The sequence below is a fragment of the Pseudomonas sp. RIT623 genome, from assembly GCF_004519305.1.
Taxonomy (GTDB): domain Bacteria; phylum Pseudomonadota; class Gammaproteobacteria; order Pseudomonadales; family Pseudomonadaceae; genus Aquipseudomonas.
This window is the reverse complement of sequence record NZ_SOZA01000039.1, coordinates 19,991-46,609: the sequence shown is the minus strand read 5'-3', so window position 1 is coordinate 46,609 and position 26,619 is coordinate 19,991. Positions and strand designations below refer to the sequence as shown.

Below are 26,619 nucleotides of genomic sequence, written 5' to 3'. Positions count from 1 at the left end.
AAGACATCGCTTTTAGGCTACTCTGTGCCTTTTTACTCAAGGAGTTACCCCATGGCCCAAGCCACTGCCCGCCACATCCTCGTCAGCAGCGAAGACAAGTGCAACGAACTCAAGGCCCAGATCGAAGGCGGTGCCGACTTCGCCGAAATCGCCAAGGCCAACTCCACGTGCCCGTCCAGCCGCCAGGGCGGCGACCTGGGTTCGTTCGGCCCAGGCCAGATGGTCAAGGAGTTCGACACCGTGGTGTTCAGCGCGCCGCTGAACGTGGTGCAAGGCCCGGTGAAGACCCAGTTCGGCTACCACCTGCTGGAAGTGACCAGCCGTCAGGACTAAGTCATCGCAGACGATGACCGGCCTTGTAAGAGCGGATTCATCCGCGAATGCGTCAGGGCAGGCAAAGTTGCCTGGGAGGACGCTATCGCGGCTGAATGCGCTCATGCAGGGCCTCTGTGGCCTGCTGTTGTCATGCATGGCCAACGCCGCCCCGACCCACGCCCTCACCGTCTACGGTGAAGCCCCCCGCTACCCCGCGAACTTCCACCACTTCGACTACGTCAACCCGGCGGCCCCCAAGGGCGGCAGCCTGCGCCGCTCGGCCATGGAGATTGGCCAGTTCGACCATATCCTGCCGTACATCGACAACGGCACCGGCGTCAGCCAGGTCGATGGCTGGCTGTACGCGCCGTTGGCGCTGCGCTCGCTCGACGAGCCCTACACGGTCTACGGCCTGATCGCCCAGCGCCTGGAACGCGGCCCCGAGGATGCCTGGCTGCGGGTCTACCTCGACCCACGGGCCACGTTCGCCGACGGCAAACCGGTGCGCGCCGAGGACGTGCGCTTCAGCTTCGATGTGCTGATGGGCCAGGGCAGCCTGAAGTACCGCACGCAGTTCACCGACGTCAGCGGCGTGACGGTCGAAGGCCCGCGCCAGGTGCGCTTTGACTTCAAGCCGGGCCATGGCCGCACCCTGCCCCTGGAACTGGCAGGCCTGCCGGTGCTGCCCGAGCACGATTGGCAGCAACGTGATTTTGCCAACGGCGCCGGTTTCGACCAGCCGCTGGGCAGCGGTCCCTACCGCATCGGCCGGATCGACAATGGCCGCAGCATCACCTTCGAGCGCGACCCCAACTGGTGGGCCCGGGACCTGCCGGTGGCCCGCGGCCTGTACAACTTCGCGCGGATCCGCATCGAGTACTTCGGCGACACCGAAGTCGCCCGCCAGGTGCTCAAGGGCGGCGGCTACGACTACAACCGCGAATACTCCGCCACCGCCTACACCCTGGGCTACAACGGCGCCGCGCTGGACGACGGGCGCCTGCGCCGCGCCCACCTGGGCCCGGCCAAGCCGCAGATCGCCCAGGGTTTCGTGTTCAACCTGGACAAGCCGCAGTTCAAGGACCGTCGGGTGCGCCAGGCGCTGGCCTTGCTCTGGGACTTCGAGTGGAGCAACCGGCAGATGATGCGCAACCTGTACATCCGCCAGCAGAGCCTGTTCTCCAACACCCCGCAGGCCGCCCGGGGGCTGCCCGACGCCGACGAGCTCAAGGTGCTCGCGCCGCTGCGCGGCAAGGTGCCGGACGAGGTGTTCAACCAGGTGTTCAACGCCCCGGTTAGCGATGGTTCAGGCATTGTCCGCGGGCAACAATTGCAGGCCCTTGCCCTGCTCCAGGCCGCCGGCTGGCAGCCCCAGGGCGACCGTTTGGTCAACACGGCAGGCGAGCCACTGAGCTTCACTTTCCTCAATGGCCAGTCGGGCATGGAGCGCCTGCTGCTGCCGTGGAAACGCAACCTGGCGCAGATCGGCGTCGAGCTGAACATCCGCAACATAGACGCGGCGCAGTACGTCAACCGGGTGATGGCCCGCGACTACGACATGGTCGTCACCGGTTACCCGGTCACCCTGTCGCCGGGCAGCGAGCTGTACACCTATTTTGGCTCGGCCGCGGCCAACGACCCCGGCTCGAACAACCTGATGGTGCTCAAGGACCCGGCCGTGGATCACCTGCTCGATGGCCTGGTACGGGCCAGCACCCAGGCCGACATGCTGCGCCATGCCCATGCCCTGGACCGGGTGCTGCAATGGAACTACTACTGGATTCCCAACTATTACCCGCCTGGCAGCTCGACGGTGTGGTGGAACCGCTTCGGCCTGCCCAAGATCCAGGCCGCCTATGACGAAGGCCTGGACACCTGGTGGGAGATCAGCCCAACGCCGTTGACCCGTGAGCAGATGGCCGCGCGTCAGGGAAAAACGCCATGACCGTCTATATCCTGCGCCGCCTGCTGCTGATCGTCCCGACCTTGCTGGCGATCCTGCTGGTCAATTTCGCCATCGTCCAGGCCGCGCCTGGCGGGCCGGTGGAGCAGGCCGTGGCGCGCCTGCAGGGCATCGGCGGCGGCGCGCCGGGCGCACGGGTCGAGGCGCTCCAGGGCGGCTCGCGGGCCAGCCGTGGCCTGGACCCGAAACTGATCGAGCAGATCAAGCACCAGTACGGTTTCGACAAGTCCGCCCCCGAGCGCCTGTGGCTGATGCTCGGCCAGTACGCGCGGCTGGATTTTGGCCAGAGCTTCTTTCGCGGCGCCAAGGTCACCGAGCTGATCCTCGACAAGCTGCCGGTCACCTTGTCGCTGGGCTTCTGGGCGACGCTGATCACCTACCTGGTATCGATCCCGCTGGGCATACGCAAGGCCGTCCGCCATGGCAGCCGCTTCGATGCCTGGAGCAGCGCGTTGATCGTCATCGGTTACGCCCTGCCCTCGTTCCTGTTCGCCTTGCTGCTGATCGTGCTATTCGCCGGCGGCACCTCGCTCAACTGGTTCCCAGTGCGCGGCCTGGTGTCGGACGACTTCGACCAGCTCAGCCTGTTGGGCAAAGTGGCCGACTACTTCTGGCACCTGGTGCTGCCGGTGGGCGCGCTGGTGATCGGCGGCTTCGCCACCCTGACCCTGCTGACCAAGAACGCCTTTCTCGAGGAGATCTCGCGCCAGTACGTGGTCACCGCCCGGGCCAAGGGCCTGAGCGAGCGCCGGGTGCTGTACGGGCACGTGTTGCGCAACGCCATGCTGCTGGTGGTGGCCGGGGTGCCGCAGGCCTTGATCACGGTGTTCTTCGCCGGGTCCTTGCTGATCGAGGTGATCTTCTCCCTCGACGGCCTGGGGCGCCTGAGCTACGAGGCGGCGGTGTCGCGGGATTACCCGGTGGTGTTCGGCACGCTGTTCATCTTCACCCTGGCCGGCTTGCTCATCCGCCTGATCGGTGACCTGTGCTACACCTTGCTCGACCCGCGCATCGACTTCGACACGAGGGGCCGCTGATGCTCTCGCCCATCGCTCGCCGCCGCCTGCAACGCTTTCGTGGCAATCGCCTTGGCTGGGGCTCGCTGTGGCTGTTCGCCGCATTGCTGCTACTGAGCCTCGGCGCCGAGCTGGTGGCCAACGACAAGCCGCTGCTGCTTGGCTACCAGGGCGAGCTGTATAGCCCTGTGCTCAAGCGCTATACCGAGCAGCAGTTCGGCGGCCAGTTGCCTTTCCAGCCAGATTACCGCAGCCAGTACGTGCGCCAGCTGATCGAGGGCCAGGGCGGCTGGATGCTGTTCGCGCCGATCCCGTTCAGCGCCGACACGCCCAACTACGACTTGCAGGTGCCCACCCCCAGCCCACCGAGCACGGTCAATTGGCTGGGCACCGACGACCAGGGCCGCGATGTGCTGGCGCGGGTGCTGTACGGCACCCGGGTGTCGCTGCTGTTCGCCTTCGCCTTGACCATGCTAAGCGTGCTGATCGGCGTGACCGCCGGTGCCCTGCAGGGTTACCACGGTGGCTGGGTCGACCTGCTCGGTCAACGTTTGCTGGAAGTGTGGTCGGGGTTGCCGGTGCTGTACCTGCTGATCATCCTGTCGGGTTTCGTCGAGCCGGATTTCTGGTGGCTGCTGGGGATCATGGCGCTGTTCTCCTGGCTCGCCCTGGTCGATGTGGTGCGCGCCGAGTTTCTCCGCGGGCGCAACCTGGAGTATGTGAAGGCCGCGCGGGCACTGGGCTTGCCGGACACCCAGGTGATGCTGCGGCATATCCTGCCCAATGCGATGAACGCGACCCTGACCTATGTGCCGTTCATGCTCACCGGGGCGATCACCACCCTGACCGCGCTGGACTTTCTTGGCTTCGGCATGCCGGCGGGCAGCGCCTCGTTGGGCGAGCTGGTGACCCAGGGCAAGCAGCACCTGGAAGCGCCTTGGCTGGGCTTCACCGCATTCTTTGCCCTGGCGCTGATCCTGTCGTTGCTGGTATTGATCGGCGATGCGCTGCGCGAGGCCTTCGATCCACGACGATAGCCACGACACGATCCCTGTAGGAGTGGCAATCATGAATCAACGGACAGCTTCGATACACGACAACCTCAAGGACTACCCCCAGGCCCGGCAACTGGCGATCCGCTCGCTGTTCGAGATCATCGAACAGTCCAGCGAGGGCACGGTGATCGTCGACCGCCAGGCGCGCATCGTCTGGATGAACGAGCGCTATGCCCGGCGCTTCGGCCTGGCCGACGCCGCCAGCGCCATCGGCCAGCCCTGCGAGGCGGTGATCCCCGGCAGCTTGATGCGCGAGGTGGTGAGCAACGGCAAGCCGATCCTGCTGGACATGCTCGACACCGCCAACGAGCCGCTGGTGGTGATGCGCCTGCCGATCCATGACGACCATGGCGCGCTGATCGGCGCCATCGGCTTTGCCCTGTTCGACGAGCTGCGCAGCCTGTCACCGCTGCTCAAGCGCTATGCGACCCTGCAGCAGGAGCTGGCCAGCACCCGCTCGCAACTGCGCGCGCGCCAGGCGCGCTACAGCTTCGCCCAGTTCGTCGGCAGCAGCGCTGCCTGCCTCGAGGCCAAGCGCCGGGCCAGACGTGGCGCCGCCAGCGACTCGCCGGTACTGCTGCTGGGCGAGACCGGCACCGGCAAGGAACTGCTGGCCCATGCCATCCACGCCGCCTCGCCACGGGCCCCCAAGGCCTTCGTCAGCATCAATAGCGCGGCAATCCCGGAAACCTTGCTCGAGGCCGAATTCTTCGGCACCGCCCCCGGCGCCTTCACCGGCGCCGAGCGCAAGGGCCGCAATGGCAAGCTGCAACTGGCCGAGGGCGGCACGCTGTTTCTGGACGAGATCGGCGACATGCCCCTGGCCCTGCAAAGCAAGCTGCTGCGGGTGCTGCAGGAGAAGGAGTACGAGCCGGTGGGCTCCAACCAGATGCTGCGCAGCGATGTGCGGATCATCGCCGCTACCTCCATCGACCTGCAGGCGGCCATGGCCCAGGGGACGTTCCGCGCCGACCTGTACTACCGGCTGAATGTGCTGCCGATCGAGGTACCGCCGCTGCGCGAGCGCCTGGAGGACCTGCCGGCCTTGTGCGAGGCAATCCTCGCCGAGCTGGGCAGCCAGTATGAGCTGGAACCTGAGGCCCAGGCGCTGCTGGGGCGCCATGCCTGGCCGGGAAATATTCGCGAGCTGCGCAATGTCCTGGAGCGCACGACCTTGCTGGCGGACCAGCCGCGGCTGAGCGCGCAGGACCTGGCCAATGCGCTGGGCCCGGTAAGCCCGGTGCAGGTCGCCGCGCCGTCGTTGGGTTATCGCGAGGCCTGTGTGCAGTTCGAGCGGGGGGTGATTGTCGATGCCCTTGCCCGCAATGCCGGGAGTGTGCCGCAAGCGGCGCAGGCATTGGGCTTGGGGCGCTCGACGCTGTACAAGAAAATGGTCGCGCTGGGTATTTCGTCTCAATAACGGAAATCGAGTTTCAAAACAGAGACAACCAACCCTGTAGGAGCCGGCTTGCCGGCGAACCAGGCGACGCGGTGGATGACACCGGCCATGCCGGTGTTCGCCGGCAAGCCGGCTCCTACAGGGGATGGACGAACGTCTCAAGATCGAGACAAATTTGCTAAAAATTAAATATTTACTCAATAAAATCAACTAGTTACACAATTGGCACGAATATCGCCAACAGCGGATCCAACCATAAAAACAACAGTTGGAGACCCTCGATGACCGTGCTCATCGCCCTCGCCGCCCTGGCCCTGCTGATGGTCGCCGCCTACCGCGGCTACAGCGTCATCCTCTTCGCCCCCATTGCCGCCCTCGGCGCGGTGCTGCTCACCGACCCCGCCGCCGTGGCCCCGGCCTTCACCGGGGTGTTCATGGAAAAAATGGTCGGTTTCATCAAGCTGTACTTCCCGGTGTTCCTGCTCGGCGCGGTGTTCGGCAAGCTGATCGAGTTGTCCGGTTTCTCGCGCTCGATCGTCGCCGCCGCCATCCGCCTGCTCGGCACCCGCCAGGCGATGCTGGTGATCGTGCTGGTGTGCGCCCTGCTCACCTACGGCGGCGTTTCGCTGTTCGTGGTGGTGTTCGCGGTGTACCCGTTCGCCGCCGAGATGTTCCGCCAGAGCGATATCCCCAAGCGGCTGATCCCGGCAACCATCGCCCTGGGCGCGTTCTCCTTCACCATGGATGCGCTGCCCGGCACCCCGCAGATCCAGAACATCATCCCCAGCACCTTCTTCAACACCACTGCCTGGGCCGCGCCCTGGCTGGGGTTGATCGGCACTTTGTTCGTGTTCTGCGCCGGCATGCTCTACCTGCAGCGCCAGCGCAACAAGGCCCAGCGCGCCGGCGAAGGCTACGGTAGCGACCTGCGCAACGAACCGCAGACCGCCGACGACATCGCGCTGCCCAACCCTTGGCTGGCCCTGGCACCACTGATTCTGGTGGGGGTGATGAACCTGCTGTTCACCCACTGGATCCCGCACTGGTACGGCGCCAGCCACAGCCTGCAACTGCCGGGCATGGCCACGCCGGTGCACAGCGATGTGGCCAAGCTTACTGCGATCTGGGCAGTGCAGGCGGCCTTGCTGGTGGGCATCCTGATGGTGCTGCTATGCGCCTTCGGCACCCTGCGCCAGCGCCTGGCCGAAGGCAGCAAAAGCGCGGTCGGCGGTGCCCTGCTGGCGGCCATGAACACCGCCTCGGAATATGGCTTCGGCGCGGTGATCGCCTCGCTACCGGGCTTTCTGGTGCTGGCCGATGCCCTGCGCGGCATCCCCAACCCGCTGGTCAACGAAGCCATCACCGTGACCCTGCTGGCCGGCATCACCGGCTCCGCCTCGGGTGGCATGAGCATCGCCCTGGCGGCCATGAGCGACAGTTTCATCGCCGCGGCCAACGCCGCGCACATTCCCCTGGAGGTGCTGCACCGGGTCGCCGCCATGGCCAGCGGCGGCATGGACACACTGCCGCACAACGGCGCGGTGATCACCCTGCTGGCGGTGACCGGGCTGACCCACCGCGAGGCGTACAAGGACATTTTCGGCATTACCCTGATCAAGACCCTGGCTGTGTTCGTGGTCATCGCCACGTTCTACGCCACCGGCATCGTATGAAGGAGAACAGCATGACGCTCAAAGGCAAGACCGCACTGGTCACCGGTTCCACCAGCGGCATCGGCCTAGGGATCGCCCAGGTATTGGCCGAGGCCGGCGCCAACATCCTGCTCAACGGTTTCGGCGACCCGGCACCGGCCATCGCCGAAATCGCCCGGCACGGCGTGAACGTTGCCCATCATCCGGCCGACCTGGCCGACGTGGCGCAGATCGAACAGCTGTTCGCCATGGCCGCGCGTAAATTCGGCGCCGTGGACATTTTGGTCAACAATGCCGGTATCCAGCACGTGGCGCCGGTCGAACATTTCCCGGTCGAGGCCTGGGACAAGATCATCGCGCTGAACCTCTCGGCGGTGTTCCATGGCAGCCGCCTGGCGCTGCCGGGCATGCGGGCGCGGGGCTGGGGGCGGATCATCAACATCGCCTCGGTGCACGGGCTGGTCGGCTCCACCGGCAAGGCCGCCTACGTGGCGGCCAAGCATGGCGTGGTCGGCCTGACCAAGGTGATCGGCCTGGAAACCGCCACCAGCAACGTCACCTGCAATGCCCTCTGTCCCGGCTGGGTGTTGACGCCGTTGGTGCAGCAACAGATCGACGATCGCGCCGGCAATGGCGGCGACCCGCTGCAAGCACAATACGACCTGCTGGCGGAAAAGCAGCCATCGCAGGCCTTCGTCACCCCTCGCCATCTCGGCGAACTGGCGCTGTTCCTGTGCAGCGAGGCCGGCAGCCAGGTGCGCGGCGCGGCCTGGAATGTCGATGGCGGTTGGCTGGCGCAGTGAAACGGCTAGAGTGAAAGGAGGATGGCACCGGCCTTGGCCGGCGCCTACCTGCGGCCACCCTACCTTTGAGGGCTCCTGACATGCACGACGTACTCTGGCGCCCCACCACCCGCCAGATCGAAGCCAGCCGGATGGACGCCTTCCGCCGCTGGGTCAACTTGCGTTTCAACCTGCAACTGGACGACTACCCCGCCCTGCATCGCTGGAGCATCGAGCAACGCGCACAGTTCTGGCAGGCCCTGGCTGAATACTTCCAGGTGCGCTGGCACATCCCGCCCAGCAGCGCCCTGGTGGAAGGCCCGCAGATGAGCGATGCCCGCTGGTTCACTGGCGCCACCCTGAATTTCGCCGAACACCTGCTGCAACGTCGCGACGACCGCCCGGCCGTGGTCGCCGTGGGCGAGGATGGCAGCCGCCACAGCCTCACCCACAACCAGCTGGCCGCCCAGGTGGCCGGGCTGCAACAGGCCCTGCGCCAGCTCGGCATCCAGCCCGGCGATCGCATTGCGGCAATAATGCCCAACACCTGGCAGACCCTGGTCGCCATGCTCGCCGCCAGCAGCCTTGGGGCGGTGTGGTCCAGCTGCTCGCCAGAGTTCGGCGCCCACGCCATCATCGACCGTTTCAGCCAGATCGCGCCGCGGGTGTTGATCGCCTGCGCCGGCTACCAGTATGCCGGCAAGACCTTCGACCAGGTCGACACGCTCAACCAGGTAATCGCCCAGTTGCCGCAACTGCAGCACCTGCTGGTGCTGCCGCACAGTCGCGCCGCCACCCGTGCCGATGAATTCGGCCCGGTGCCGACCACGCTGTGGGACGACTTCTTCCAGCCCGGCGGCAGTCCGACCTTCACCGCCCTGCCCTTCGACCATCCGCTGTATATCCTCTATTCCAGCGGCACCACCGGCGTGCCCAAGTGCATCGTCCACCGCGCCGGCGGCGTGCTATTGCAGCACCTCAAGGAGCACGGCCTGCACAACGACCTGAAGGCCGGCGAGGTGTTGTTCTACTACACCACCTGCGGCTGGATGATGTGGAACTGGCTGGTGAGCGGCCTGGCAGTAGGTGCCACCCTGGTGCTGTACGATGGCTCGCCGTTGCACCCTGGGCCCGAGCGCCTGCTGGACCTGATCGACGCCGAAGGCATCCACGCCTTCGGCACCAGCCCCAAGTACCTGGCGGCGCTGGAACAGGCCGGGGTCAAGCCGGCCAGCTCCCATCGGCTGGACAGCCTGCGGCTGATGCTGTGCACCGGCTCGCCGCTGTCGCCCCACAGCTACGACTATGTATACCGCCAGTTCAAGGCCGAGCTGTGCCTGGCGTCGATGTCCGGGGGGACCGATATCGTCGCCTGCTTCGTGCTCGGCAACCCGTTGCTGGCGGTGCGCCGTGGTGAAATCGCCGGCAAGGGCCTGGGCATGGCGGTGCAGGTGTGGAACGAGAAGGGCCAGCCGGTCACCGGCGAAAAAGGCGAACTGGTGTGCATCCATCCCTTCCCCTCGATGCCCTTGGGCTTCTGGGGCGACCGCGATGGCAGCCGCTATCACCAGGCGTACTTCAGCCAGTTCGAGGGGGTCTGGTGCCAGGGCGACTATGCCGAGCAACTGCCGACAGGCGGGCTGGTCATCCATGGGCGCTCCGATGCCGTGCTCAACCCCGGTGGCGTGCGCATCGGCACCGCGGAGATCTACCGGCAGGTGGAGAAGGTCGAGCAAGTGCTGGAAAGCGTGGCCATCGCTCAGGATTGGCAAGGCGACGTGCGCGTGGTGCTGTTCGTGCGCCTGGGTCACGGCCTGCAACTGGACGACGCGCTGCGCCAGCGCATCCGCCAGGTGATCCGCCAGTTCGCCACGCCACGCCATGTGCCGGCGGTGATCGTCCAGGTCAGCGATATTCCCCGCACCCTCAGCGGCAAGCTGGTGGAGCTGGCGATTCGCAATGTGGTGCACGGGTTACCGGTAAAGAACACCGACGCGCTGGCCAATCCCGAGGCGCTGGAGCAGTTTCGCGACCGTGCGGAACTGCGCTGAGCCGATCGCCAGCGCGCTTGCGCTTGCACCCCGACGCGGCATAATGGCGCCCTTTTTGCGCCGCAACACAGGGACCCCACCATGAAAGCCCAAGCTCGCCACATCCTGGTCAAGACCGCTGAAGAGGCCGAGAAACTCAAGCAGCGCATCGCCAACGGCGAGGCCTTCGACGTGCTGGCGAAGAAATTCTCCACCTGCCCGTCGGGCAAGCGCGGCGGCGACCTGGGCGAAGTGCGCCCGGGGCAGATGGTCGGCGCCATCGACCAGGTTATTTTCAAGAAGCCCCTGCGCGTGGTGCACGGCCCGATCAAGAGCAAGTTCGGTTACCACCTGGTGCAGACCTTCTACCGCGACTAAGCCCGCCGCTGCAGCAGGGCCGGCGCTTGCTCGCCGCTGGCCACCACCCGTTCCAGCCCCTCCTGCACCCCCAGGCTGGCGCGTTCCATGTCGGCCACGGCCTTGAGCATGGCCGCGGTATCCCCCGCCACATGGGCATTGAGCGCATCGAACGCCCCACGGTGCACGGCTGCGTGGGGCGCGTCGATCTCCGGATAGCCGGCCAGGTGGGCATAGTGCCGGGCGCCATCGCCCTCGCGGTACCACTTGCCCAGACGGCAACCGGTGTGGTCGGTGAAGTCCGCCAGCCCCTCCTGCGACACACCGAACAACACCTTGTACACGCGAAACTTGTAGAGCAGGTGATCGAGCTTGGCCAACTCGCAGAAACTGCGCAGCGCCGACACCGATGCCGAGCTTTCCGCCACCGTCGACATATCCAGCAACTGGCGCATGGTGCTGGCCGCGGACTGGCCCACGGCACTGTAGGACGAAGACTGTTCGGCCAGGCTGGCAATGTGGCCCCGGCTTTGCGCACTGTCGGCACGAATCGCCGAGACCAGCGTGCCGATTTCGGCGGTGGCGTCGGCCGTACGCCGGGCCAGGGTCCGGACTTCGTCGGCCACCACGGCAAAACCGCGCCCGGCATCCCCGGCTCGCGCCGCCTCGATGGCCGCGTTCAGGGCGAGCAGGTTGGTCTGGTCCGCCACCTCGCGGATGATTTCCAGCACACCGCCAACCTGCTGGGCCTGGTGGTCGAGTTTGCCGACCTTTTCCGATGCCTCGCCAGAAGCATCGGCCAGTTGCTCGAGGTTGTCGGCGATCGCATCGATGCTGCTCTGGTTATTGCTGGCGATGCCCTGGATGCGAATGGCGTACTCGCGCTCCTGCTCCATGCTGTGGGCCAGGCTGGCGAACGAGGTCTGAGTCATTTCCAGGGACTGCGAAAACGCCGACAAGTTGCCCGCCAGACGGGTGAGCACCTGGTTCTCCTGCGACAACAGGGTGGCCTGCGCCTCGGCGGCGGCGGCACGCCGTTGCGCTTCGACCAGTTGCTCGCGCACCTGTTGCAACGCATTGTTCAGGTCGTTGATTTGCTTATCCTGCTGGCCTGCTTTGTTCCACCACTTCACACTTGGCTCCTGGGACGTGCCCACCGCTTGATACCCGGCACCTCTGCGGGCATTGACCGGTAAAAATCCCAGCATCCGGGCAGCGGCGCAAGCATCACCTGGCAGTCAAAACAGCGGATCAGCCCGTCAGCGGCGCGCGGCCAACAGGCCCAGGCCCGCGCAGCCCAGCAGCGCAGCGCTGACCCGGTTGAACAACCGACGCGGCCCAGGCCGTTCGAACCAGCGTTGCAGGTAGGCACCGAGCCCGGCATAGATGGCAATGGCCGCCCACTCCAGCAACAGGAACAGCGCGCCCAATTGTAGGAACTGCTCGCCGACCGGGACGGTGCTGCCCACCGAAACGAACTGCGGCAGGAACGCGGTGAAGATCAGGATGGCCTTGGGGTTGCCCGCCGCCACCCAAAACTCCTGGCGCGCCAGCTTCCAGGTGCCGCGAGGCTGCTCGCCGGTGGCTGCGGCCTGCACCACCGGTGCCCGCCATAACTGCCAGGCGATGTAGAACAAGTAGCCGGCGCCCAGCACCTTGATCGCCAGGAACAGGTATTCACTGGTATGCAGCACCACTGCCAGGCCCATGGCCGCCAGGGCGATCATGCCGCTGAAGGCCAACAGGCGCCCGGCGCCAGCCACACAGGCGGTGCGCAGGCCATAGCGGCTGGCATTGTGCAGCGACAGCAGGTTGTTCGGCCCGGGGGCCATGTTCAGGGCAAAACAGGCAGGGATGAACAGCAGCAGGCTCGACAGGTCCATTCTTATTCTCCTTCACGGGCCCGCAGCGTCGCGCCCGTCGGGTCATGGCGTCAAGCACAGCGACGAGTTGAATGACCGGCACAGTGGCCAGCAGGTAGACTGCGATTTTCCGCCAGCCTCCAGGTCGCCGGCCATGTCCCCTCACCGCAGCGAAATCTGGCACGATCCGGCCCTGCCCTATGTCGAAAGCCGCCGCGCCTGCCATAGCCGCGCCTGTTACCGGGCCCATAGCCACCCGAGTTTATCCATCGGCGCGGTGGACGCCGGGTTCAGCCGTTTTACCGGCGCTGGCGAGGGTGAGGTGCGCCTGACCCCGGGCACCTTGGTACTGGTGCCTGCCGAGCGGGTGCATGCTTGCAATCCCGAGCCAGGACAGGCCTGGAGCTACCAGATGCTGCACCTGGATGCCCAATGGCTGCGCAACCTGCGCCTGGAGTCGGGGGTGGCCGCCGCAGAGCCGGGGGCCGCGGCACGGATCGTGCGATCGAGGGCTGTCTATCGACAGTTCTGTGCACTCAACGCGCTGCTGTTTTCAGTGGCGCCGCTGCTTGCGAAAGAGGCCGCGCTGGTGGCATTCATCGGCGACCAGGATTTTGCCGCGCCCCCGGCCCTGCTGCCGGCGCCAGCGCTGCAACCGTCGCTGCTGCGCGAGCTGCTGGGGCGGCTCGAGGCGCAAGCGCTGGACGGGCCGAACCTGGGGCAGTTGGCCGAGCAAGCCGGCATGGGGCGTTACCAGCTGATTCGCGCCTTTGCCGCCGCCACAGGGCTGACGCCCCATGCTTACCTGCTTAACGCCCGGGTGAACCAGGCGCGCGCACTGCTGCGCCAGGGTCAGGCGTTGGCGGAGGTTGCCTACCGCCTGGGGTTTGCCGACCAGGCGCACTTCCAGCGGGTGTTCAAGGCCCATGCTGGGGTGACGCCTGGGGTGTATCGGGCATCCGCCATCACCCCAGGCGCCGCGATGGCGGGCAGCGGCGGTGCCAGTGTTCGCCGGCAAGCCGGCTCCTGCAGGTGAGCGACCGACACCGGCCCGTAGGAGCCAGCTTGCTGGCGAAGCAGGCCACGCGGTGGCCTCAGGCCTTGATCACAATGGTGTTGGCCAGCATGTCGCCCAGCCGCTTGCGCGAGCCGAAGAAGATGAAGATCCAGTCGAAGATGCTCAGGAACGGCGTCGTGATGTTGCGCACGAACGACTGCCCAAGGCTGCAATTGAGGTAACTGCGCTCGTCCACCACACAGATCCCCAGCAGTTTCTTGCCCACGCTCTGGCCATTGGGCAAGGCATCGGAGAACAGGTAGTACGCTAGCGGCACCCCTAGCGCCAGCAACGTGGCCACCTGCTCGGGCAGTGGCAAGAGCTCGACGACCCTGAAGGTCACGAAGAAAATCGCGTAGGTAACCAGCACATCGATCATCTGCCCGCCCCAGCGTCGGCCCAAGCCCGCAAGGTTCTTGGGTTTCTGATAGGTGGGCGGGGTGGCGGAGCTGCTCATGAATCCATTCCATTGCAAGGGGTGAGCCCTTGTATCGGCCAGTCATGGCGCGGGTTTAGCGCCGTTTCGGTGCCCTTGCAATAATCTTCAATACCCCGCGTTCGAGCAGCGCCAGACTGCGGTTTTGCCTGCAAGGAAACCGCCCCATGCAACAGTTCCTGGTCATCGCCGCCGCCCACTTCCTCGCCCTGCTCTCCCCTGGTCCGGACTTCTTCCTGATCGCCCGCGCCGCCGCCAACGCGGGATGGCGCGTGGCCAGTGGCGCATGCCTGGGAGTGGCGCTGGCCAACGGCGTGTTCATTGTCGCGGCCTTTGCCGGGGTGTCGCTCCTGCAGGCCGGCAGCGCCCTGTTCATCGCCTTGCAACTGGCCGGCTGCGGCTACCTGCTGTACATCGGGCAACTGTTCTTGCGCCATGCCGGGCACAGCCGCCTGGAGCCAGGCCAAGGCCCTGCAACGGCCACGGGGTGGCTGGGCAACCTGGGCCTGGGCTTTGCCTCGGGCATCCTCAACCCCAAGAACGCCCTGTTCTACGCCAGCCTGGCGAGCATGCTCGCCGGCAGCACCGCCCTGGTGAAGCTGGCTTACGGCAGCTGGATGTTCAGCGCCGTGCTGCTCTGGGACCTGCTGGTGGCCATGGCCATCGGCAACCACCGGGTGCTACGCCGCTTCGGCCTGGCCCTGCCCTGGCTGGAACGGGCTTCGGGGATATTGCTGATGCTGCTCGCCGTTGCCGTGCTCATGCATCTGCTGTGGGGCTGACCAAGGTCAGGCTGGCAAGGTCCAGCAGGCTGAAAGAGCCACTGCTCCAGCCCCGGGTGTCCAGGTGCCAGACATTGCCCAGCACCTTGACCGCAGGCACCGGCGTATGGCCGACCAGCAAGGCGCGTAGCCCTTGCACGGGTGTGCTGTCGCCAACCTGCAGGCGCCGCCGCGACCACTGGCACACCTCGCGAACCGCTGCATCGTCCAGCCCCTCACGCACCTGTGCCCAGTCGCTGAAAGGGCTGTCGGCGTGCAGCAAGCCAACCGGGCCGTCAGCGGTTTCGACCTGCAGCGCGACGGGCAGTTGCTGGAACGCCTCGACAAAAAGCCGCTGCGCCTGCGCAGGTAGATCGAGGAACCAGGCGCCACCGACAGCGCGGTAGGTTGCCAGGTCGACGCGACCGCCGCACAGGTGATTGATCGCCAGCGTCTCGTGGTTACCCTGCACCGCATGGAACCAGGGCTTGGCCAGCCACGCCAAAACCTGCGGGCTGTCCGGGCCACGGTCGACCAGATCCCCCACGCTGAACAGGCGATCGAGCGCAGGATCGAACCCCACTGCGTCCAGGCAGGCCTGCAAACGCCCGAAATGCCCATGGATGTCCCCCACGGCCAGATCGCGCCCGCGGGTATTGGCAGCTAGCCGCCGAAAAGCGTTCATTGCATCGATCCTCTACTACGGGCGCGACACCAGAGGGGCATAAGGCAAATCGCCCTGGCTCAGGAGCCTGCCGGCCAGGCATGCGACAGCATGGCACAGAGCACCCCGATCACGCAGCTCGAGGTGTGTTTCGCCCGCCGGCGTCCCGACCGTCAGGTGCGCAACCGACGCAGGGCGATCGGCGCGATCAAACGGTGAAATGGCGCCACCGCCAGCATGTACAGCCGCCCCAGCCAGTTGTGGGTGCGCACCACCGTGCTGACCCGTACTTCGCACTGGCCTGCGCCGAGCGGGCGGCGTAGTAGAGCGATATGCACGTCCAGGTGACGGTCGCAGTCGGCGAGCAGCACCTCGTCCGCCTGGTTGGCGAGCAAGGTGAAGACTCCCACCCGCTCACCCGGCTGGTAGCTGGCGGCGCCACGGGCGGGATCGATGGCGGTCAGACGCCCGAGGTCCTTGAGGCCCATTGGCGCGACCACACGGTTGCGCAGCGCCATGAGGTGGTCGATCCAGCCCGGCATGTCGGCCATCAGCCGCAAGAACAGGGCCATGGCCGGCTGCTGCTCATCGGCGAGGATGATAGCCCGACAATGGCGAAAACTGGCCTGGGCCGCATGCGCGGCGATAAGCGAGTCGGCGGGGATGGTGGCGGTATGGGTCATCGCTGTTCTTCCATGAAATCCAAGCCTGGCGCCTGGTGAAGGCGGCTGCGCCGATAGTATCCTCGGGGCTTGCCTCAACGCCAAGGAAGCGGCGACATGAAATACCTGTTGTTGACCCTGACCAGCTACGGCGCCAGCTACTACCTGATGGGCTTGCTGATCCGCGGGCGCCTGGCCGACCTGGCCGAAAGCCTGCGCCACCGCCCTGACGCGCCGCCAGCTGGGCAGTACCTGCGTGAAGTCGAGGAGCATGCACGGCGTGCCCATCGGCACTACAGCCTGTTTGTCGGCACGGCTTCGACCTTGCTGCTGGTGAGCCTGGCGGCCTGGCTCGGCTGAACACCTGGTTCAGAACGCCAATGCCAGGCTTTGCCGCCCCTCGAGCCCCAGCAGGTACTGCTTGGCCGGCAGGCCGCCGGCAAATCCGGTGAGGCTGCCCGAAGCGCCGATCACCCGATGGCACGGGGCGATGATCGAGATCGGGTTGCGCCCGTTGGCCGCGCCCACCGCCCGCACCGCGCTGGGGTGGCCGATCTGCTGGGCGATATCGCGGTAGCTGCGGGTCTGGCCAAAGGGGATGCTCAGCAGCGCCGCCCATACCTGACGTTGAAATACCGTGCCGGTGAAATCCAGCTTGAGGTCGAAGCGTTGGCGCTGCCCGGCGAAGTACTCGCCCAACTGTCGGGCCTTTTCCCGCAAGGTCGGGTGCTGGTCGTCGCGATGCAGCGCGCCCAGGCGCACCCGGTTCTCTCGCTCCTGCTCCCACAACACGGCGGCCAGGCATTCGCCGCGCGCGACCAGGGTGAGGGTGCCGACCGGCGATTGCAGCAAGGTGAAGGCGCAAGACATGGGCAGGCTCTGGGCAGTGGCTGATCGAGGCACTGTACCCAGGCCGGGGTGGATGCGCACCCGGTTTCTTGCTCTGGTAGCGATCCTTGGCCGCGCCTTACACTGGCGTGGTGTTTTGCAAAGCACCACACTAGCCTGCCACTTGTCTTGCCAAGGATGAAAATACAGTGCCCTCGCTCAACCCGGACATTACCCTCGAACGCTTTGCCGAAGCCCATGTGCCAGGCGTCACCGCGCTGTACAACGAACCGGCGGTATGCCGCCAGGTCCTGCAGATGCCTTTTCAGTCGGCCGATGCCTGGCGCAGGCGCCTGACCGGGGACAGCGAACGGCACTTGCAATTGGTGGCGCTGCACCAGGGCCAGGTCATCGGCAATATCGGCCTCGAGCAAGTGAGCCGGGTGCGGCGCATGCATGCCGGCGTGCTGGGCATGGGCGTCGCCACGGCCTGGCAGGGCCAGGGCATCGGCTCACGGCTGTTGGCTGGCGCACTGGAGGTTGCCGACAACTGGATGAACCTGGCGCGCCTGGAACTGACCGTCTATGCCGACAATGAAGCCGCCCAGGCACTGTACCGCAAGTTCGGCTTCGAGGCCGAGGGCCGTCTGCGCGACTATGCGGTGCGCGACGGCCAGCTGGTCGATGCCCTGTACATGGCGCGGTTGCGCCGCCCTGCGGCGCCTCAATCGAAGAACTGCATGCCCTCGTAGGGCTTGGCCCGGCAAGCCGCCAGCCGTGAGCGCAGGTCACCGACATGGGCTTCGAGCTGGTGGCCGTCAGGGTCGAGAAAGTACAGCGACTCACCCTCGCTCTTGTCCTGCTTCCACAGCGCCACACCGGCCTCGCGCAAGCGTTGCGCGAAAGCGCTGAAGTGCTGCTGCGTTATCGAGAACGCATAGTGGGTATAGTTGCGCCGCAGGTCTTGGGCCTGGACCTGGTCGAGCGCCAGGCACAGCCACAGGTCGCCCAGGCTCAGGTAGGCGCCCCGGGCCCAGCGGGCTTCGAGCCTGAAACCCAGCACCTGGTGGTAGAAATCGACACTGCGCGGCAATTGAGCGACCGCCAGGGTCAGGTGATTGAAACCGGCCAGCATGGCAAATCCCCGTAGGAGCCGGCCTTGCCGGCGAAGCAGACGACGCGGCCTGAAGTGATCGCCGCGACTTTACCCAGAGGAAGGCCCACGAAACAACCCGTTTCACACCCGTCCCTCAGTACTCAACGCCGCTCATGCAATATTTGGCAACATCCTCGCTGCCTGACACCATGAAACCGAACGGAACCAATGCTGTCCCATTGCCATCGGTAACGGCAGAGGTCGTTGCAACGGGCCAGCCCGGCCGGCCTCGACCCCTGGGTTACCGGCGCGTGCTGGCTGCTTGCAGCCAATGCCGCCCTTTATTTTTCAAGGCTGAAAGAGCGAATCATGAAACAGAATCTTCTCCTCGTGGCCGTGTGTGCCGCCCTCCTCCAGGCCTGCACTTCGGCTTCCACCCCACACGAAGGATCGCCCTCGATGCCTGCCACCAGCGCCACTGTCGCCGCCCAACCGACACTGCCGGCCTACTATTGGAACCTGGTCTCGGCCACTGACGCCTCGGGCAAACCCATCGCCGCGCTGGCCAAGGGTGTCGAGCGCAAGTTGCGACTGACCTTCGGCGAACAGAACCTGAACATCAGCGGCGGCTGCAACGGTCAGTTCGGTGGCTACAGCTACCAGGACGGCGTGCTCAAGGTGCAGTCCCTCGCCTCGACCCTGATGGCTTGCGAAAAAAGCCTGATGGACCTGGACGCCCAAGTCGGCCAACTGCTCAAGGGTGACCTGCGGACCACCATCAGCGGCCAGCCCCCGGAGCCACTGCTGCAGCTGACCACCCAGGACGGCTCGGTCCTCAAGTTCCAGGGCGAGGCCACCCCAGAGACCCGCTACGGCAGCAAGGGCGAGATCAAGTTCCTGGAAGTGGCCGCCAAGACCGTCAAGTGCAGCCACCCGCTGATCCCGAACTACCAGTGCCTGCAAGTGCGCGAGCGGCGCTATGACGACGCCGGCCTGCAACTGCCGACCCAGGATGCCTGGCACCCGCTGTACCAGTCCATCGAGGGCTATGAGCATCAGGACGGTGTACGCAACGTATTGCGGGTGAAGCAGTACGCGTGGAAGAACGCCCCGGCCGACGCACCGTCGCAGGTCTATGTCCTGGACCTGGTGGTCGAGCAGGACGCTTCGGGCAAGCGTTGACAGCCCCCGGCAGGCCATCGCGCATGGCCTGCCATCTCACCCCACTCACAGTGAGCGGGGTACCCCGCCGCTTGCACCTGTCCGGGTGCGCGCCCATGCCCAAGCCTCATCGTCACACCGCTGTGAGTGCCTTCAATCCAGGCAGGCTTTAGCGGCCTGGCGCAGGCGATTGGTGGACAGGAAGCTGCCTTTGTAGAACGTGGCACGGCTGCCATCGTGGGATTTGACGACTTCCAGCACATCATCAGAGGTCACCGAGCTGGACGCAGTGATTCGATAACCATTGGAAATCGATTTCTGCGTGGTCTGCGGCGCCAACGCTTGCCACTTGGGCAGCACACAGGCGGCATATGCCTCTGGGGTCTTGCGAGTAAGCTTGCTACCGGTCGGCTCGCCAGGTGTTGCGCAGCCTGCAAGGGATGCAAGCATGGCCGAGCAAATAAGAGTACGAAAAATTTGCATTTGCAATTGATCCATAAGAACTGATGGATTCTAACAATTGCCAGAAAGGACCGCCAACCAACCAAAGTAGATGATGACTGCTGGAACGTTGCGCTCCAACGCCGTCGCGCATGAGAAGCTATCAGAATCGTCTGATTAACCAGCAGAAGATCCGCACGTAGATTCGAGGCTTTATTTATCGAGCATGCGCTATGCAAAACTCAGACAAAGTTACGCTCAAGCAAGCAAGCAAGCAAGCAAGCAAGCAAGCAAGCAAGCAAGCAAGCAAGCAAGCAAGCAAGCAAGCAAGCAAGCAAGCAAGCAAGCAAGCAAGCAAGCAAGCAAGCATTTTACTTGGCTGCGGCATTTATAACAAGCACTTTAATTACACTTTCTGCATGTACAGAAACGCAATCCCCCACTAACACTCATAGCACCAACCTTACACTAGATAATCTTACCGAGGCCATCGACACACTGAAAAATGACCATCCAGAGTTTGACTGGAGATTCGTTGAGCGGCGCGCCAAGACATGACGATAACGACTGTCTTTTCTCTTCCCCTCGACGCCTGGTTAACTATCGGTGACACATGAAAAACACATCCGCACGCTTCCATCGCCTTGCCACTACTCTAGTTTATTTATTCGCTGGCATCGTAACTCATGCGCAGGCTTTCACCCTGGCTGCCGCGGGCGCGACGATAGAAGGCGACATGATACGCTACAACTTCATCATTAGTGACTGGTCAACCTTCGACTCCAGCAGAGGGGTTTGCGAATGGGCACCGGGCGTTACAATTTGCAATATCTACACTTCCACCTGGCGTTACTCAACCGGGTCGGATACCAGTTACTACCCTACCAGCGGTACGCAGTCATGGCGCATACCGACCCGCTCGGGATCCACACTGGGCAACATGTTGACCGACCTGCAAAGAGAAGGGTTTTACGTGCCCTTCAGAACCTCTATTGTTATCCCTGCCTCAGTGGATGTAAGCGATGCTTGTGCCGGGCTGACCACGTCAAGGATTGGGCCTAGTATCGGCGGAGCCATTGGCAAGTTCGGCCCGTGCTTGCGCTTGGCCAACATGAAGCCACCTGCGCCAACTTGCGAAACACCTGACGTGAAGGTTGAGTTAGGCGACTACTCCACTCGGGACTTCCCGCGCTACGGCGATTTCACACTGCCCAAAGCATTCAACCTGCTACTGAACAACTGCTCCAGCACCGTCAAGAAAATCTCGTACAGCCTGTCCGCCAACCCGACCGCACCTGCCGTGAACGCCGCACAGGGAATCGTTGCGTTAAATAACGCTTCAACCGCAAAAGGCATTGCCCTGCAACTGCTCGACAGCAACCAGAATCCCATGCAGCTCGATAAGAATTACAGCTTCAACGAGCTGACGGCAGGCGGTGGCAATTTCTCGATCCCGCTGAATGCCAGGTATATACGCACGCTACCCAACGCTGGCGCAGGCGCAGGCGCACAAGACAAGGGCGTGACGGGCGGTACTGCCAACACCGAGGTCACGTTCATCATGAGTTATTTGTGACAGCGCCACGCGCAGGGGAGTAAAGCAGCCTCTTCGACTAGATTCGTTGCCTTGTTTCCTCCGCCTGCAAACGTCATGCATGGGCAGTCTAGATGAGCTGCCCAGGTAGACTGTACCGAAGGTGCTGCAGCAGCGCCGTGAGTGACAAACGCCGTGACTCAAGCCCCTACAACGCGCCCGAGCGGCCATCTTCGAGCATTTTCAGAAGCGGTGGCGACTTGAAGCAGTTCTCTGGCTGGACACGCGCCCACAAGCCGCCCTGCCCCAGCTCCCGTCCCCGTTGATCAGCCCGCGCCAACCACGCCTCGACACTTCTGATGCGGTTCGGGTGGATCTCATCCAGCAGGGCGTAATCACGCTGGATGATATTGTGCTTCCAGACATTCCAGAACCCGGTGAAATTGTCGCCGAAGCTCATCGTGCTCTTGTCGTTAGGGTCGGCGTTGTACCCGGTCGGCAAACCGGCCACCATCTGTAGCGGGCCACGCCAGTAGGTGTCCAGGTCGGTGTCGATGTAGCGCGCCGGGTGCCCGGTCACTTGCTCGAACGCCTCGGCCAGTTTCTGGTACTCGACGTGTTCGATGGCAACCTCCAGGTTCATGCCGTTGCCGCGCTCGGGGTTGTCGAACAACCAGCGAACATAGTGTCCACAGTCCTCGAGCGCCACATGGGGAACGGCACCACTGCCCAGCGGCACTCGCCAGGTCACGACACCGTCCTCGACCGCGGGCGTCATCGGCGTCATCGGCGAGACGGCCATCTCCATGTAAGGCCCCGTGGTGAACAGCGCAGCCCTCATGCGCGCCTGGTTGAACCCGTTCTGAAACAGGATCCACTCACCGATGCGGCCCTTGCCATCATAGTGGCCGGTACGGAATTTCGAATCGTAGCCCGCCTTCTTCAGCGCGTAGTCGAGATTCCCATACACGAAGAACTTGATCCCCTCTTCAATGGCGATCTCATAGCAGCGCATCGCCCAGTAGAGCTCGGTCTTCTCCCCGGTGTTGAAACCATCCAGGTTGACGTACGCACCATCGCAGCCGCGAAAGCCCTCGCGCAGCACCGCTTCGTCGGCGAAGGTGCCCTTGACGATGGATACGTTGCCCAGTTCTAGCAGGGCCTTCGCCCGCCGCGAGCCGGGGTCGCGGCTCAAAGCGCGCACGGCATATTTCCTGTCGGCGACCAGGCCGCTGATGATCGGCAGGCCCTGGGCCCCGGTGCCACCGATGACAAAAATCTTGGACGTGGAGTAAGCGGACATCGTGGGTTCCTCGGTGTTGAGTGAACGTAGCGATTGCTGTGCAAGCGACAACCTGCGAAGCGATCCGGCCCTGCGCCATCCTGGTCCCGATCGCCACTGGCAAGCAGTAACTCTTATAATAGGAGTCACATGCGTACTTGCGCAATCTGTTCTTCACCACTTGGCAGCCAACTCTTATAATCAGACCCACCTGAGAACCACCTCGATGCCCCCTGGGAAATGACTCATGCGCTCAAAAGGTTTTGACGGAATGGTGTGCCCGATCGCTGGCGTCATGGCGGCGATCGGTGATCGCTGGGGGTTGCTGATCCTGCGCGACCTTGTCCTGGGGATTGGCCGATACGATGACTTTCGCCGATCCTCCGGGGTGACCAACGCCACCCTCAGTGACCGGCTCAAGCATCTGGAGGGCAATAACCTGGTCGAACGGCGGCGTTACCAACTGAACCCGGAACGCTTCGAGTACCTGCTGACCACACAAGGTCGGCAACTCGCCCCGCTAATGCTGGTACTGGCCCAGATCGGCGAGCGCCTGGATGTCTCCGGCGCGGTAGCGCCGCCCCTGAAGTTTGTCAGCCGCAAAACAGGCGCCAACGTCAGTTGGGGCTTATTCGATCAGCAAACGGGGGAACCCCTGACGCCGCTGGACATCGCCATCGAGGCCGGCCCAGGCGCGGACGACCTGATGCGCTGGCGGCTAGCGCAAGCTAAGCATCGCCGAGGGCAGGACCAAGTGGAGGACGCGGATCGGCGTGATAGCTGAGTGGGCACCCAGCAGCGGTTCACGCCACCAGGTGCCGGCGGCAGGTTGACGAGCAGCGCAGGCAACTCCGCGGTTCAGGCGGTGCCCTTGGCCTGCTGCTCCAGATGCACCTGCAAGGTCGGGTCGATTTGCAGGGCGCTGGCCAGTTGGTCAAGGTAGGTCCGCTCTGCGGCCTGCTGGTCATCCACCAGCATCACGCTGGCCAGGTACATTTCCGCTGCCATGGCCGGATCCTGGGCCGACTGCGCCACTTCGGCGACATCAAGGGGTTTGCTGAGCTCATCATCCAGCCATTGCTGTAGTTGCGGATCGCTGGTGTGACCTTTGATTTCAGCGCGGATCAGTTGCTCTTCTTGCGGGTCGATGCGTCCGTCAGCCTTGGCGGCGGCAATCAGCGCGCGCAGGATTGCATGGCTGTGATCGTCGGCCTCTGGGCCGGACAATTGATCCACGGTACGCACGGCCTGTTGTGGGGCAGTCGCCTGGCTGCGCTGCCAGCTTTGATAAGCCTGGAACGCCATCATGCCCAGCGACGCCAGCGCTGCGTAATTGACGCTGCCCGTGGCGCGTCCCTGACTAGCGCCGCGGCCACCTAAAAGGCCACCCAGTAAATCACCCAGGCCACCACCTGCCGTTGCCCTGCCGCCACCCAGCAATCCGCCCAGCAAACCGCCAAGGCTACCTGGCGCTGGCATGTCGCTGCTTGCCTGCTGCTTCGAGCCCTGCCCGGCCCGAAGCAACTGTTCCAGTAGATCACTCGTGTTCATGGCGCTGCCCTCGGTCGGTAGTCACTGCTCGGTCCAGCAACGATAGTCCCCGCGAGGCAATCCGCCATGACCGTCTGGCCGGCGGCTGGCCTGGGGTTGGCCATAGCAAAAGAACCTCGAGGTGCGACTCGCACCCGCGATCAAGCGATCGGATAGCGCTTGAACACCTCGCTCGCCTCCAGTTGCGCCGTGTGCGCCGCGAGGGCTGGGAAATCTCCAGCCTTGACCCACTCGGGCACCATCAGTTGCATGAACGACCAGGCCACCGCGGTACTGAGCGCCGCCTGGTCTGGCCGCTCACCTTGCACCGGCCGCGCCGCCCAGCGCCTGTCGAGCTCGGCACAGGCCGCCAGCAACTGCCCGCAGATGCGCTCGACCCAAGGCTCGTGGAGCTTTTGCGCCGGCCGCAGCTTGTGCTCATAGACGATCTGCACGGCCTTCTCGCACGCCGCCAGCGCCAGCCCCAGGCTACCCAGGGCCGCGGCCAGCGCCTGGGGCTGCTGCGCCGACGGCATCAGCGACTTGGCGGGGCTGGCGAGGCGCTCGAAATAATCGATGATCAGCGTCGAGTCCATCAGTACCGAGCCATCATCCAGTATCAGGGTCGGCGCCTTGACCACCGGGTTGATCCGGGAAAACGCCTCGAACGTGCTGAACACAGACAACGGCTCATGCTCGAAGCTGATCCCCAGCAGATCCAGGGAAATCGCCACACGGCGCACATAGGGTGAATCCAGCATGCCAATGAGTTTCATCCATCACGCTCCTTGATTAGACGGCAAACAAACCCTGTGAGCATGGCCCAGGCGGCGAAAATTTCTAGCTGCCGTCAGCCCTGCGGTTATGGCTAAATGCTACCGCCAAGGACTCGCACCACCTCGAGCGCCCCTAGCCACAAACGGGTTAACGCTGCCAGCGGCCCTGCCGATAACCCAGGCCATGACGCTGGCACAAGCGTGGTGACGATACTTGCAGCCTGGATGCCTTGGCGCCCGGCTGCGTCATTTAAGGAAGCGTGATTGTGATCATCGGCATCGACCTGGGTACCACCAACAGCCTTGTCGCCTACTGGGATGGCGAACAGGCACGGATCGTGCCCAATGCCCTGGGCGGGCTACTCACGCCAAGCGTGGTCGGCCTCGACGACGAAGGCCAACTGGTAGTTGGGGAAATCGCCCGCGAGCGGCTCCACACCCATCCGCAACTGAGCGCCTCGCTGTTCAAGCGCTACATGGGCAGCGCCCGCGAGACCCAGCTCGGCGGGCGCGCCTACCGTGCCGAAGAGCTGTCGGCGCTGCTGCTGCGCAGCCTCAAGGCCGACGCCGAGCGCGCGTTGGGCCAGCCTGTCGAGCACGCGGTCATCAGCGTGCCGGCGTACTTCAGCGATGCCCAGCGCAAAGCGACGCGGATCGCCGGCGAACTGGCCGGCCTGAAGGTCGACAAGCTGATCAACGAACCCACCGCCGCCGCCCTGGCCTACGGCCTGCAACAGCGCAGCGAAGCGAATTTCCTGGTGTTCGACCTGGGGGGCGGCACCTTTGACGTGTCCATCCTGGAACTGTTCGAAGGCGTCATGGAAATCCGCGCCAGCGCGGGCGACAACTTTCTCGGCGGGGAAGACTTCGACGACCTGCTGGTAGAGCATTTCATTAGCAAGATCGGCCGCGCCGACCTGCCCGACACCACTCTCCCCGCCACTGCCCAGCGCTTGCGTCGCGAAGCCCAGCGGGTTCGGCATGCCCTCGGGCAGGCGCCGGTTGCCAGTTTCACCTTGCGCGAGCAAGACCGTGAGTGGCGCCTGGAGGTGACCCAGGGCGAACTGGCAGAAATTGTTCGGCCCTTGCTCGAGCGCCTGCGCGCGCCCATCGAACGCGCCATGCGCGATGCCCGTATCAAGGTCGCCGACCTGGACGAAATCCTCCTGGTCGGCGGCACCACGCGCATGCCGCTGGTGCGCAAGCTGGTGGCCGCGCTGTTCGGCCGGATCCCGTCGATGCAGCTCAACCCCGACGAAGTAGTGGCCCAGGGCGCGGCCATCCAGGCCGCGTTGCAGGCCCGCCATGCCTCGCTTGAAGAGGTGGTGCTGACCGATGTCTGCCCCTACACCTTGGGCATCGAGACGTCGGTGCAGCACGGTAACGGTTACCAGGCGGGTCATTACCTGCCGATCATCGAGCGCAATACCGTGGTACCGGTGAGTCGCTCACGCAGCGTGTCGACCCTCAGCGACAACCAGACAGTGGTCAAGCTGGGGATCTACCAAGGTGAAAGCCGGCTGGTCAGCCACAATATCTTCCTTGGCGAGTTGGAGATTGCGGTGCCGCCGCGCAAGGCTGGTGAAGTGGACCTGGATGTACGCTTCACCTATGACAACAACGGCTTACTGGAAGCCCAGGTGCACCTGCCGATCAACGGCGAAACCCGTCGGCTGGTGATCGAGAACAACCCCGGGGTCCTGCCCCCCGAGGAAATCGCCCAACGCCTGGCCGCGCTGCAAGCCCTGAAGGTGCATCCGCGCGACCAGCAGGTCAACACGCTGCTGTTGGCCCGGCTCGACCGCCTGTACCAGGAACGCCTGGGGGCGGATCGCGAGCATGTCGCCGGGCTGGCCAACTACTTCCAACGCATGCTCGATACCCAGGATGAGCAGCAGGTCCGCAAGGCCCGCAGCGAGGTGACCGAGCACCTGGCCGACCTTGAGCGGGAGTTCTGAGC

29 protein-coding genes and 1 pseudogene are annotated in these 26,619 nt (G+C 64.5%); 18 read left to right on the top strand and 12 right to left on the bottom strand.

All coding sequences use genetic code 11. The features are described from left to right. Positions 1 to 51 precede the first annotated feature (51 nt). The 9 genes from E3U47_RS20945 to E3U47_RS20905 all read left to right on the top strand — a co-directional run bounded on the left by E3U47_RS20945 (position 52) and on the right by E3U47_RS20905 (position 10,590). On the top strand, positions 52 to 333 hold the full coding sequence (locus E3U47_RS20945) for a peptidylprolyl isomerase (RefSeq protein WP_134693519.1): 282 nt from the start codon (positions 52 to 54) through the stop codon (positions 331 to 333). 13 nt (positions 334 to 346) lie between these two features. Beyond that, positions 347 to 2,260 (top strand): extracellular solute-binding protein, encoded by a 1,914-nt coding sequence (locus E3U47_RS20940; RefSeq protein ID WP_134693518.1) that lies wholly within the window; start codon positions 347 to 349, stop codon positions 2,258 to 2,260. Beyond that, positions 2,257 to 3,315: a microcin C ABC transporter permease YejB gene (locus E3U47_RS20935; RefSeq protein ID WP_134693517.1), complete on the top strand. Its 1,059-nt coding sequence runs from the start codon at positions 2,257 to 2,259 to the stop codon at positions 3,313 to 3,315. The genes E3U47_RS20940 and E3U47_RS20935 overlap by 4 nt, the downstream gene beginning before the upstream one ends. After that, positions 3,315 to 4,331 carry an ABC transporter permease gene (locus tag E3U47_RS20930; RefSeq protein WP_134693516.1) on the top strand — a complete coding sequence of 339 codons (1,017 nt, stop codon included), beginning with the start codon at positions 3,315 to 3,317 and terminating at the stop codon, positions 4,329 to 4,331. Before E3U47_RS20935 ends, E3U47_RS20930 begins: the two co-directional genes overlap by 1 nt. Before the next feature lie 31 nt (positions 4,332 to 4,362). Beyond that, positions 4,363 to 5,769, top strand: coding sequence for a sigma 54-interacting transcriptional regulator (locus E3U47_RS20925; protein ID WP_167659515.1), 1,407 nt, complete (start codon positions 4,363 to 4,365; stop codon positions 5,767 to 5,769). A gap of 260 nt (positions 5,770 to 6,029) precedes the next feature. Next, positions 6,030 to 7,421 carry a GntP family permease gene (locus E3U47_RS20920; RefSeq protein WP_134693515.1) on the top strand — a complete coding sequence of 464 codons (1,392 nt, stop codon included), beginning with the start codon at positions 6,030 to 6,032 and terminating at the stop codon, positions 7,419 to 7,421. Positions 7,422 to 7,432: 11 nt separating this feature from the next. After that, on the top strand, positions 7,433 to 8,203 hold the full coding sequence (gene hbdH, locus E3U47_RS20915) for a 3-hydroxybutyrate dehydrogenase (RefSeq protein WP_134693514.1): 771 nt from the start codon (positions 7,433 to 7,435) through the stop codon (positions 8,201 to 8,203). An 80-nt stretch (positions 8,204 to 8,283) separates the two neighbouring features. After that, the gene (locus E3U47_RS20910; RefSeq protein WP_134693513.1) at positions 8,284 to 10,233 is read left to right on the top strand and encodes an acetoacetate--CoA ligase; all 1,950 of its coding nucleotides are present in this window, start codon (positions 8,284 to 8,286) and stop codon (positions 10,231 to 10,233) included. Between the two features lie 81 nt (positions 10,234 to 10,314). Further along, the gene (locus tag E3U47_RS20905) at positions 10,315 to 10,590 is read left to right on the top strand and encodes a peptidylprolyl isomerase (RefSeq protein ID WP_133323846.1); all 276 of its coding nucleotides are present in this window, start codon (positions 10,315 to 10,317) and stop codon (positions 10,588 to 10,590) included. On the opposite strand, the gene E3U47_RS25550 is transcribed toward E3U47_RS20905, so the two are convergent. The 3 genes and pseudogenes from E3U47_RS25550 to E3U47_RS20895 form a co-directional block, all read right to left on the bottom strand. Next, positions 10,587 to 11,006, bottom strand: coding sequence for a CZB domain-containing protein (locus E3U47_RS25550; protein ID WP_256660321.1), 420 nt, complete (start codon positions 11,004 to 11,006; stop codon positions 10,587 to 10,589). The genes E3U47_RS20905 and E3U47_RS25550 overlap by 4 nt on opposite strands. Before the next feature lie 51 nt (positions 11,007 to 11,057). Further along, positions 11,058 to 11,300 (bottom strand): annotated as a pseudogene (locus E3U47_RS25545) (methyl-accepting chemotaxis protein); the annotation flags it as partial. Between the two features lie 528 nt (positions 11,301 to 11,828). Beyond that, a complete protein-coding gene (locus E3U47_RS20895) occupies positions 11,829 to 12,452 on the bottom strand; it encodes a LysE family translocator (RefSeq protein WP_134693511.1) in 624 nt (207 codons plus the stop codon). 133 nt (positions 12,453 to 12,585) lie between these two features. Between E3U47_RS20895 and E3U47_RS20890 the strand changes: the two genes are divergently transcribed. Beyond that, positions 12,586 to 13,467 carry an AraC family transcriptional regulator gene (locus E3U47_RS20890; protein ID WP_134693510.1) on the top strand — a complete coding sequence of 294 codons (882 nt, stop codon included), beginning with the start codon at positions 12,586 to 12,588 and terminating at the stop codon, positions 13,465 to 13,467. Between the two features lie 58 nt (positions 13,468 to 13,525). Here E3U47_RS20890 and E3U47_RS20885 read toward each other — a convergent pair whose 3' ends face one another. Beyond that, complete coding sequence (locus E3U47_RS20885) at positions 13,526 to 13,945, bottom strand: RDD family protein (RefSeq protein ID WP_134693509.1); 420 nt, start codon at positions 13,943 to 13,945, stop codon at positions 13,526 to 13,528. A gap of 146 nt (positions 13,946 to 14,091) precedes the next feature. Here E3U47_RS20885 and E3U47_RS20880 point away from each other — a divergent pair, with 146 nt between their 5' ends. Further along, on the top strand, positions 14,092 to 14,706 hold the full coding sequence (locus tag E3U47_RS20880; protein WP_134693508.1) for a LysE family translocator: 615 nt from the start codon (positions 14,092 to 14,094) through the stop codon (positions 14,704 to 14,706). On the opposite strand, the gene E3U47_RS20875 is transcribed toward E3U47_RS20880, so the two are convergent. Together E3U47_RS20875 and E3U47_RS20870 are read right to left on the bottom strand one after the other, a co-directional pair. Continuing rightward, positions 14,684 to 15,370, bottom strand: a complete 687-nt coding sequence (locus tag E3U47_RS20875; RefSeq protein ID WP_134693507.1) for a metallophosphoesterase — start codon at positions 15,368 to 15,370, stop codon at positions 14,684 to 14,686. The genes E3U47_RS20880 and E3U47_RS20875 overlap by 23 nt on opposite strands. Before the next feature lie 152 nt (positions 15,371 to 15,522). Next, a complete protein-coding gene (locus tag E3U47_RS20870; protein WP_134693506.1) occupies positions 15,523 to 16,032 on the bottom strand; it encodes a DUF2867 domain-containing protein in 510 nt (169 codons plus the stop codon). A 96-nt stretch (positions 16,033 to 16,128) separates the two neighbouring features. On the opposite strand from E3U47_RS20870, the gene E3U47_RS20865 reads away from it, so the two are divergent. Further along, complete coding sequence (locus tag E3U47_RS20865) at positions 16,129 to 16,371, top strand: hypothetical protein (RefSeq protein ID WP_134693505.1); 243 nt, start codon at positions 16,129 to 16,131, stop codon at positions 16,369 to 16,371. Positions 16,372 to 16,380: 9 nt separating this feature from the next. Here E3U47_RS20865 and E3U47_RS20860 read toward each other — a convergent pair whose 3' ends face one another. Beyond that, positions 16,381 to 16,881, bottom strand: a complete 501-nt coding sequence (locus tag E3U47_RS20860; RefSeq protein ID WP_134693504.1) for a methylated-DNA--[protein]-cysteine S-methyltransferase — start codon at positions 16,879 to 16,881, stop codon at positions 16,381 to 16,383. A 167-nt stretch (positions 16,882 to 17,048) separates the two neighbouring features. Between E3U47_RS20860 and E3U47_RS20855 the strand changes: the two genes are divergently transcribed. Continuing rightward, positions 17,049 to 17,591 (top strand): GNAT family N-acetyltransferase, encoded by a 543-nt coding sequence (locus E3U47_RS20855; protein WP_134693503.1) that lies wholly within the window; start codon positions 17,049 to 17,051, stop codon positions 17,589 to 17,591. Here E3U47_RS20855 and fos read toward each other — a convergent pair. Further along, on the bottom strand, positions 17,564 to 17,974 hold the full coding sequence (gene fos / locus E3U47_RS20850; protein WP_134693502.1) for a fosfomycin resistance glutathione transferase: 411 nt from the start codon (positions 17,972 to 17,974) through the stop codon (positions 17,564 to 17,566). The genes E3U47_RS20855 and fos overlap by 28 nt on opposite strands. A 420-nt stretch (positions 17,975 to 18,394) precedes the next feature. Here fos and E3U47_RS20845 point away from each other — a divergent pair, with 420 nt between their 5' ends. Next, on the top strand, positions 18,395 to 19,117 hold the full coding sequence (locus E3U47_RS20845; RefSeq protein WP_256660319.1) for an META and DUF4377 domain-containing protein: 723 nt from the start codon (positions 18,395 to 18,397) through the stop codon (positions 19,115 to 19,117). Between the two features lie 132 nt (positions 19,118 to 19,249). On the opposite strand, the gene E3U47_RS20840 is transcribed toward E3U47_RS20845, so the two are convergent. Next, positions 19,250 to 19,579, bottom strand: a complete 330-nt coding sequence (locus tag E3U47_RS20840) for a hypothetical protein (RefSeq protein ID WP_256660318.1) — start codon at positions 19,577 to 19,579, stop codon at positions 19,250 to 19,252. A gap of 191 nt (positions 19,580 to 19,770) precedes the next feature. Here E3U47_RS20840 and E3U47_RS20835 point away from each other — a divergent pair, with 191 nt between their 5' ends. Both E3U47_RS20835 and E3U47_RS20830 read left to right on the top strand, forming a co-directional pair. Then, a complete protein-coding gene (locus E3U47_RS20835; protein ID WP_134693499.1) occupies positions 19,771 to 19,983 on the top strand; it encodes a hypothetical protein in 213 nt (70 codons plus the stop codon). 167 nt (positions 19,984 to 20,150) lie between these two features. After that, positions 20,151 to 21,113: a fimbrial protein gene (locus E3U47_RS20830; protein WP_134693498.1), complete on the top strand. Its 963-nt coding sequence runs from the start codon at positions 20,151 to 20,153 to the stop codon at positions 21,111 to 21,113. Between the two features lie 166 nt (positions 21,114 to 21,279). Here the strand turns inward: E3U47_RS20830 and E3U47_RS20825 are convergent, their stop codons facing one another. Beyond that, positions 21,280 to 22,374 carry an NmrA family NAD(P)-binding protein gene (locus E3U47_RS20825; RefSeq protein WP_134693497.1) on the bottom strand — a complete coding sequence of 365 codons (1,095 nt, stop codon included), beginning with the start codon at positions 22,372 to 22,374 and terminating at the stop codon, positions 21,280 to 21,282. A gap of 226 nt (positions 22,375 to 22,600) precedes the next feature. Here E3U47_RS20825 and E3U47_RS20820 point away from each other — a divergent pair, with 226 nt between their 5' ends. Further along, positions 22,601 to 23,137, top strand: a complete 537-nt coding sequence (locus tag E3U47_RS20820; RefSeq protein ID WP_134693496.1) for a helix-turn-helix domain-containing protein — start codon at positions 22,601 to 22,603, stop codon at positions 23,135 to 23,137. 74 nt (positions 23,138 to 23,211) lie between these two features. Here E3U47_RS20820 and E3U47_RS20815 read toward each other — a convergent pair whose 3' ends face one another. Together E3U47_RS20815 and E3U47_RS20810 are read right to left on the bottom strand one after the other, a co-directional pair. Beyond that, the gene (locus tag E3U47_RS20815) at positions 23,212 to 23,904 is read right to left on the bottom strand and encodes a tellurite resistance TerB family protein (RefSeq protein ID WP_134693495.1); all 693 of its coding nucleotides are present in this window, start codon (positions 23,902 to 23,904) and stop codon (positions 23,212 to 23,214) included. Between the two features lie 140 nt (positions 23,905 to 24,044). Continuing rightward, positions 24,045 to 24,659, bottom strand: coding sequence for a glutathione S-transferase (locus E3U47_RS20810; protein ID WP_134693494.1), 615 nt, complete (start codon positions 24,657 to 24,659; stop codon positions 24,045 to 24,047). A gap of 266 nt (positions 24,660 to 24,925) precedes the next feature. On the opposite strand from E3U47_RS20810, the gene E3U47_RS20805 reads away from it, so the two are divergent. After that, entirely contained in the window at positions 24,926 to 26,617 is a 1,692-nt protein-coding gene (locus E3U47_RS20805; RefSeq protein WP_134693493.1) for an Hsp70 family protein, read from the top strand. Positions 26,618 to 26,619: the final 2 nt, after the last annotated feature.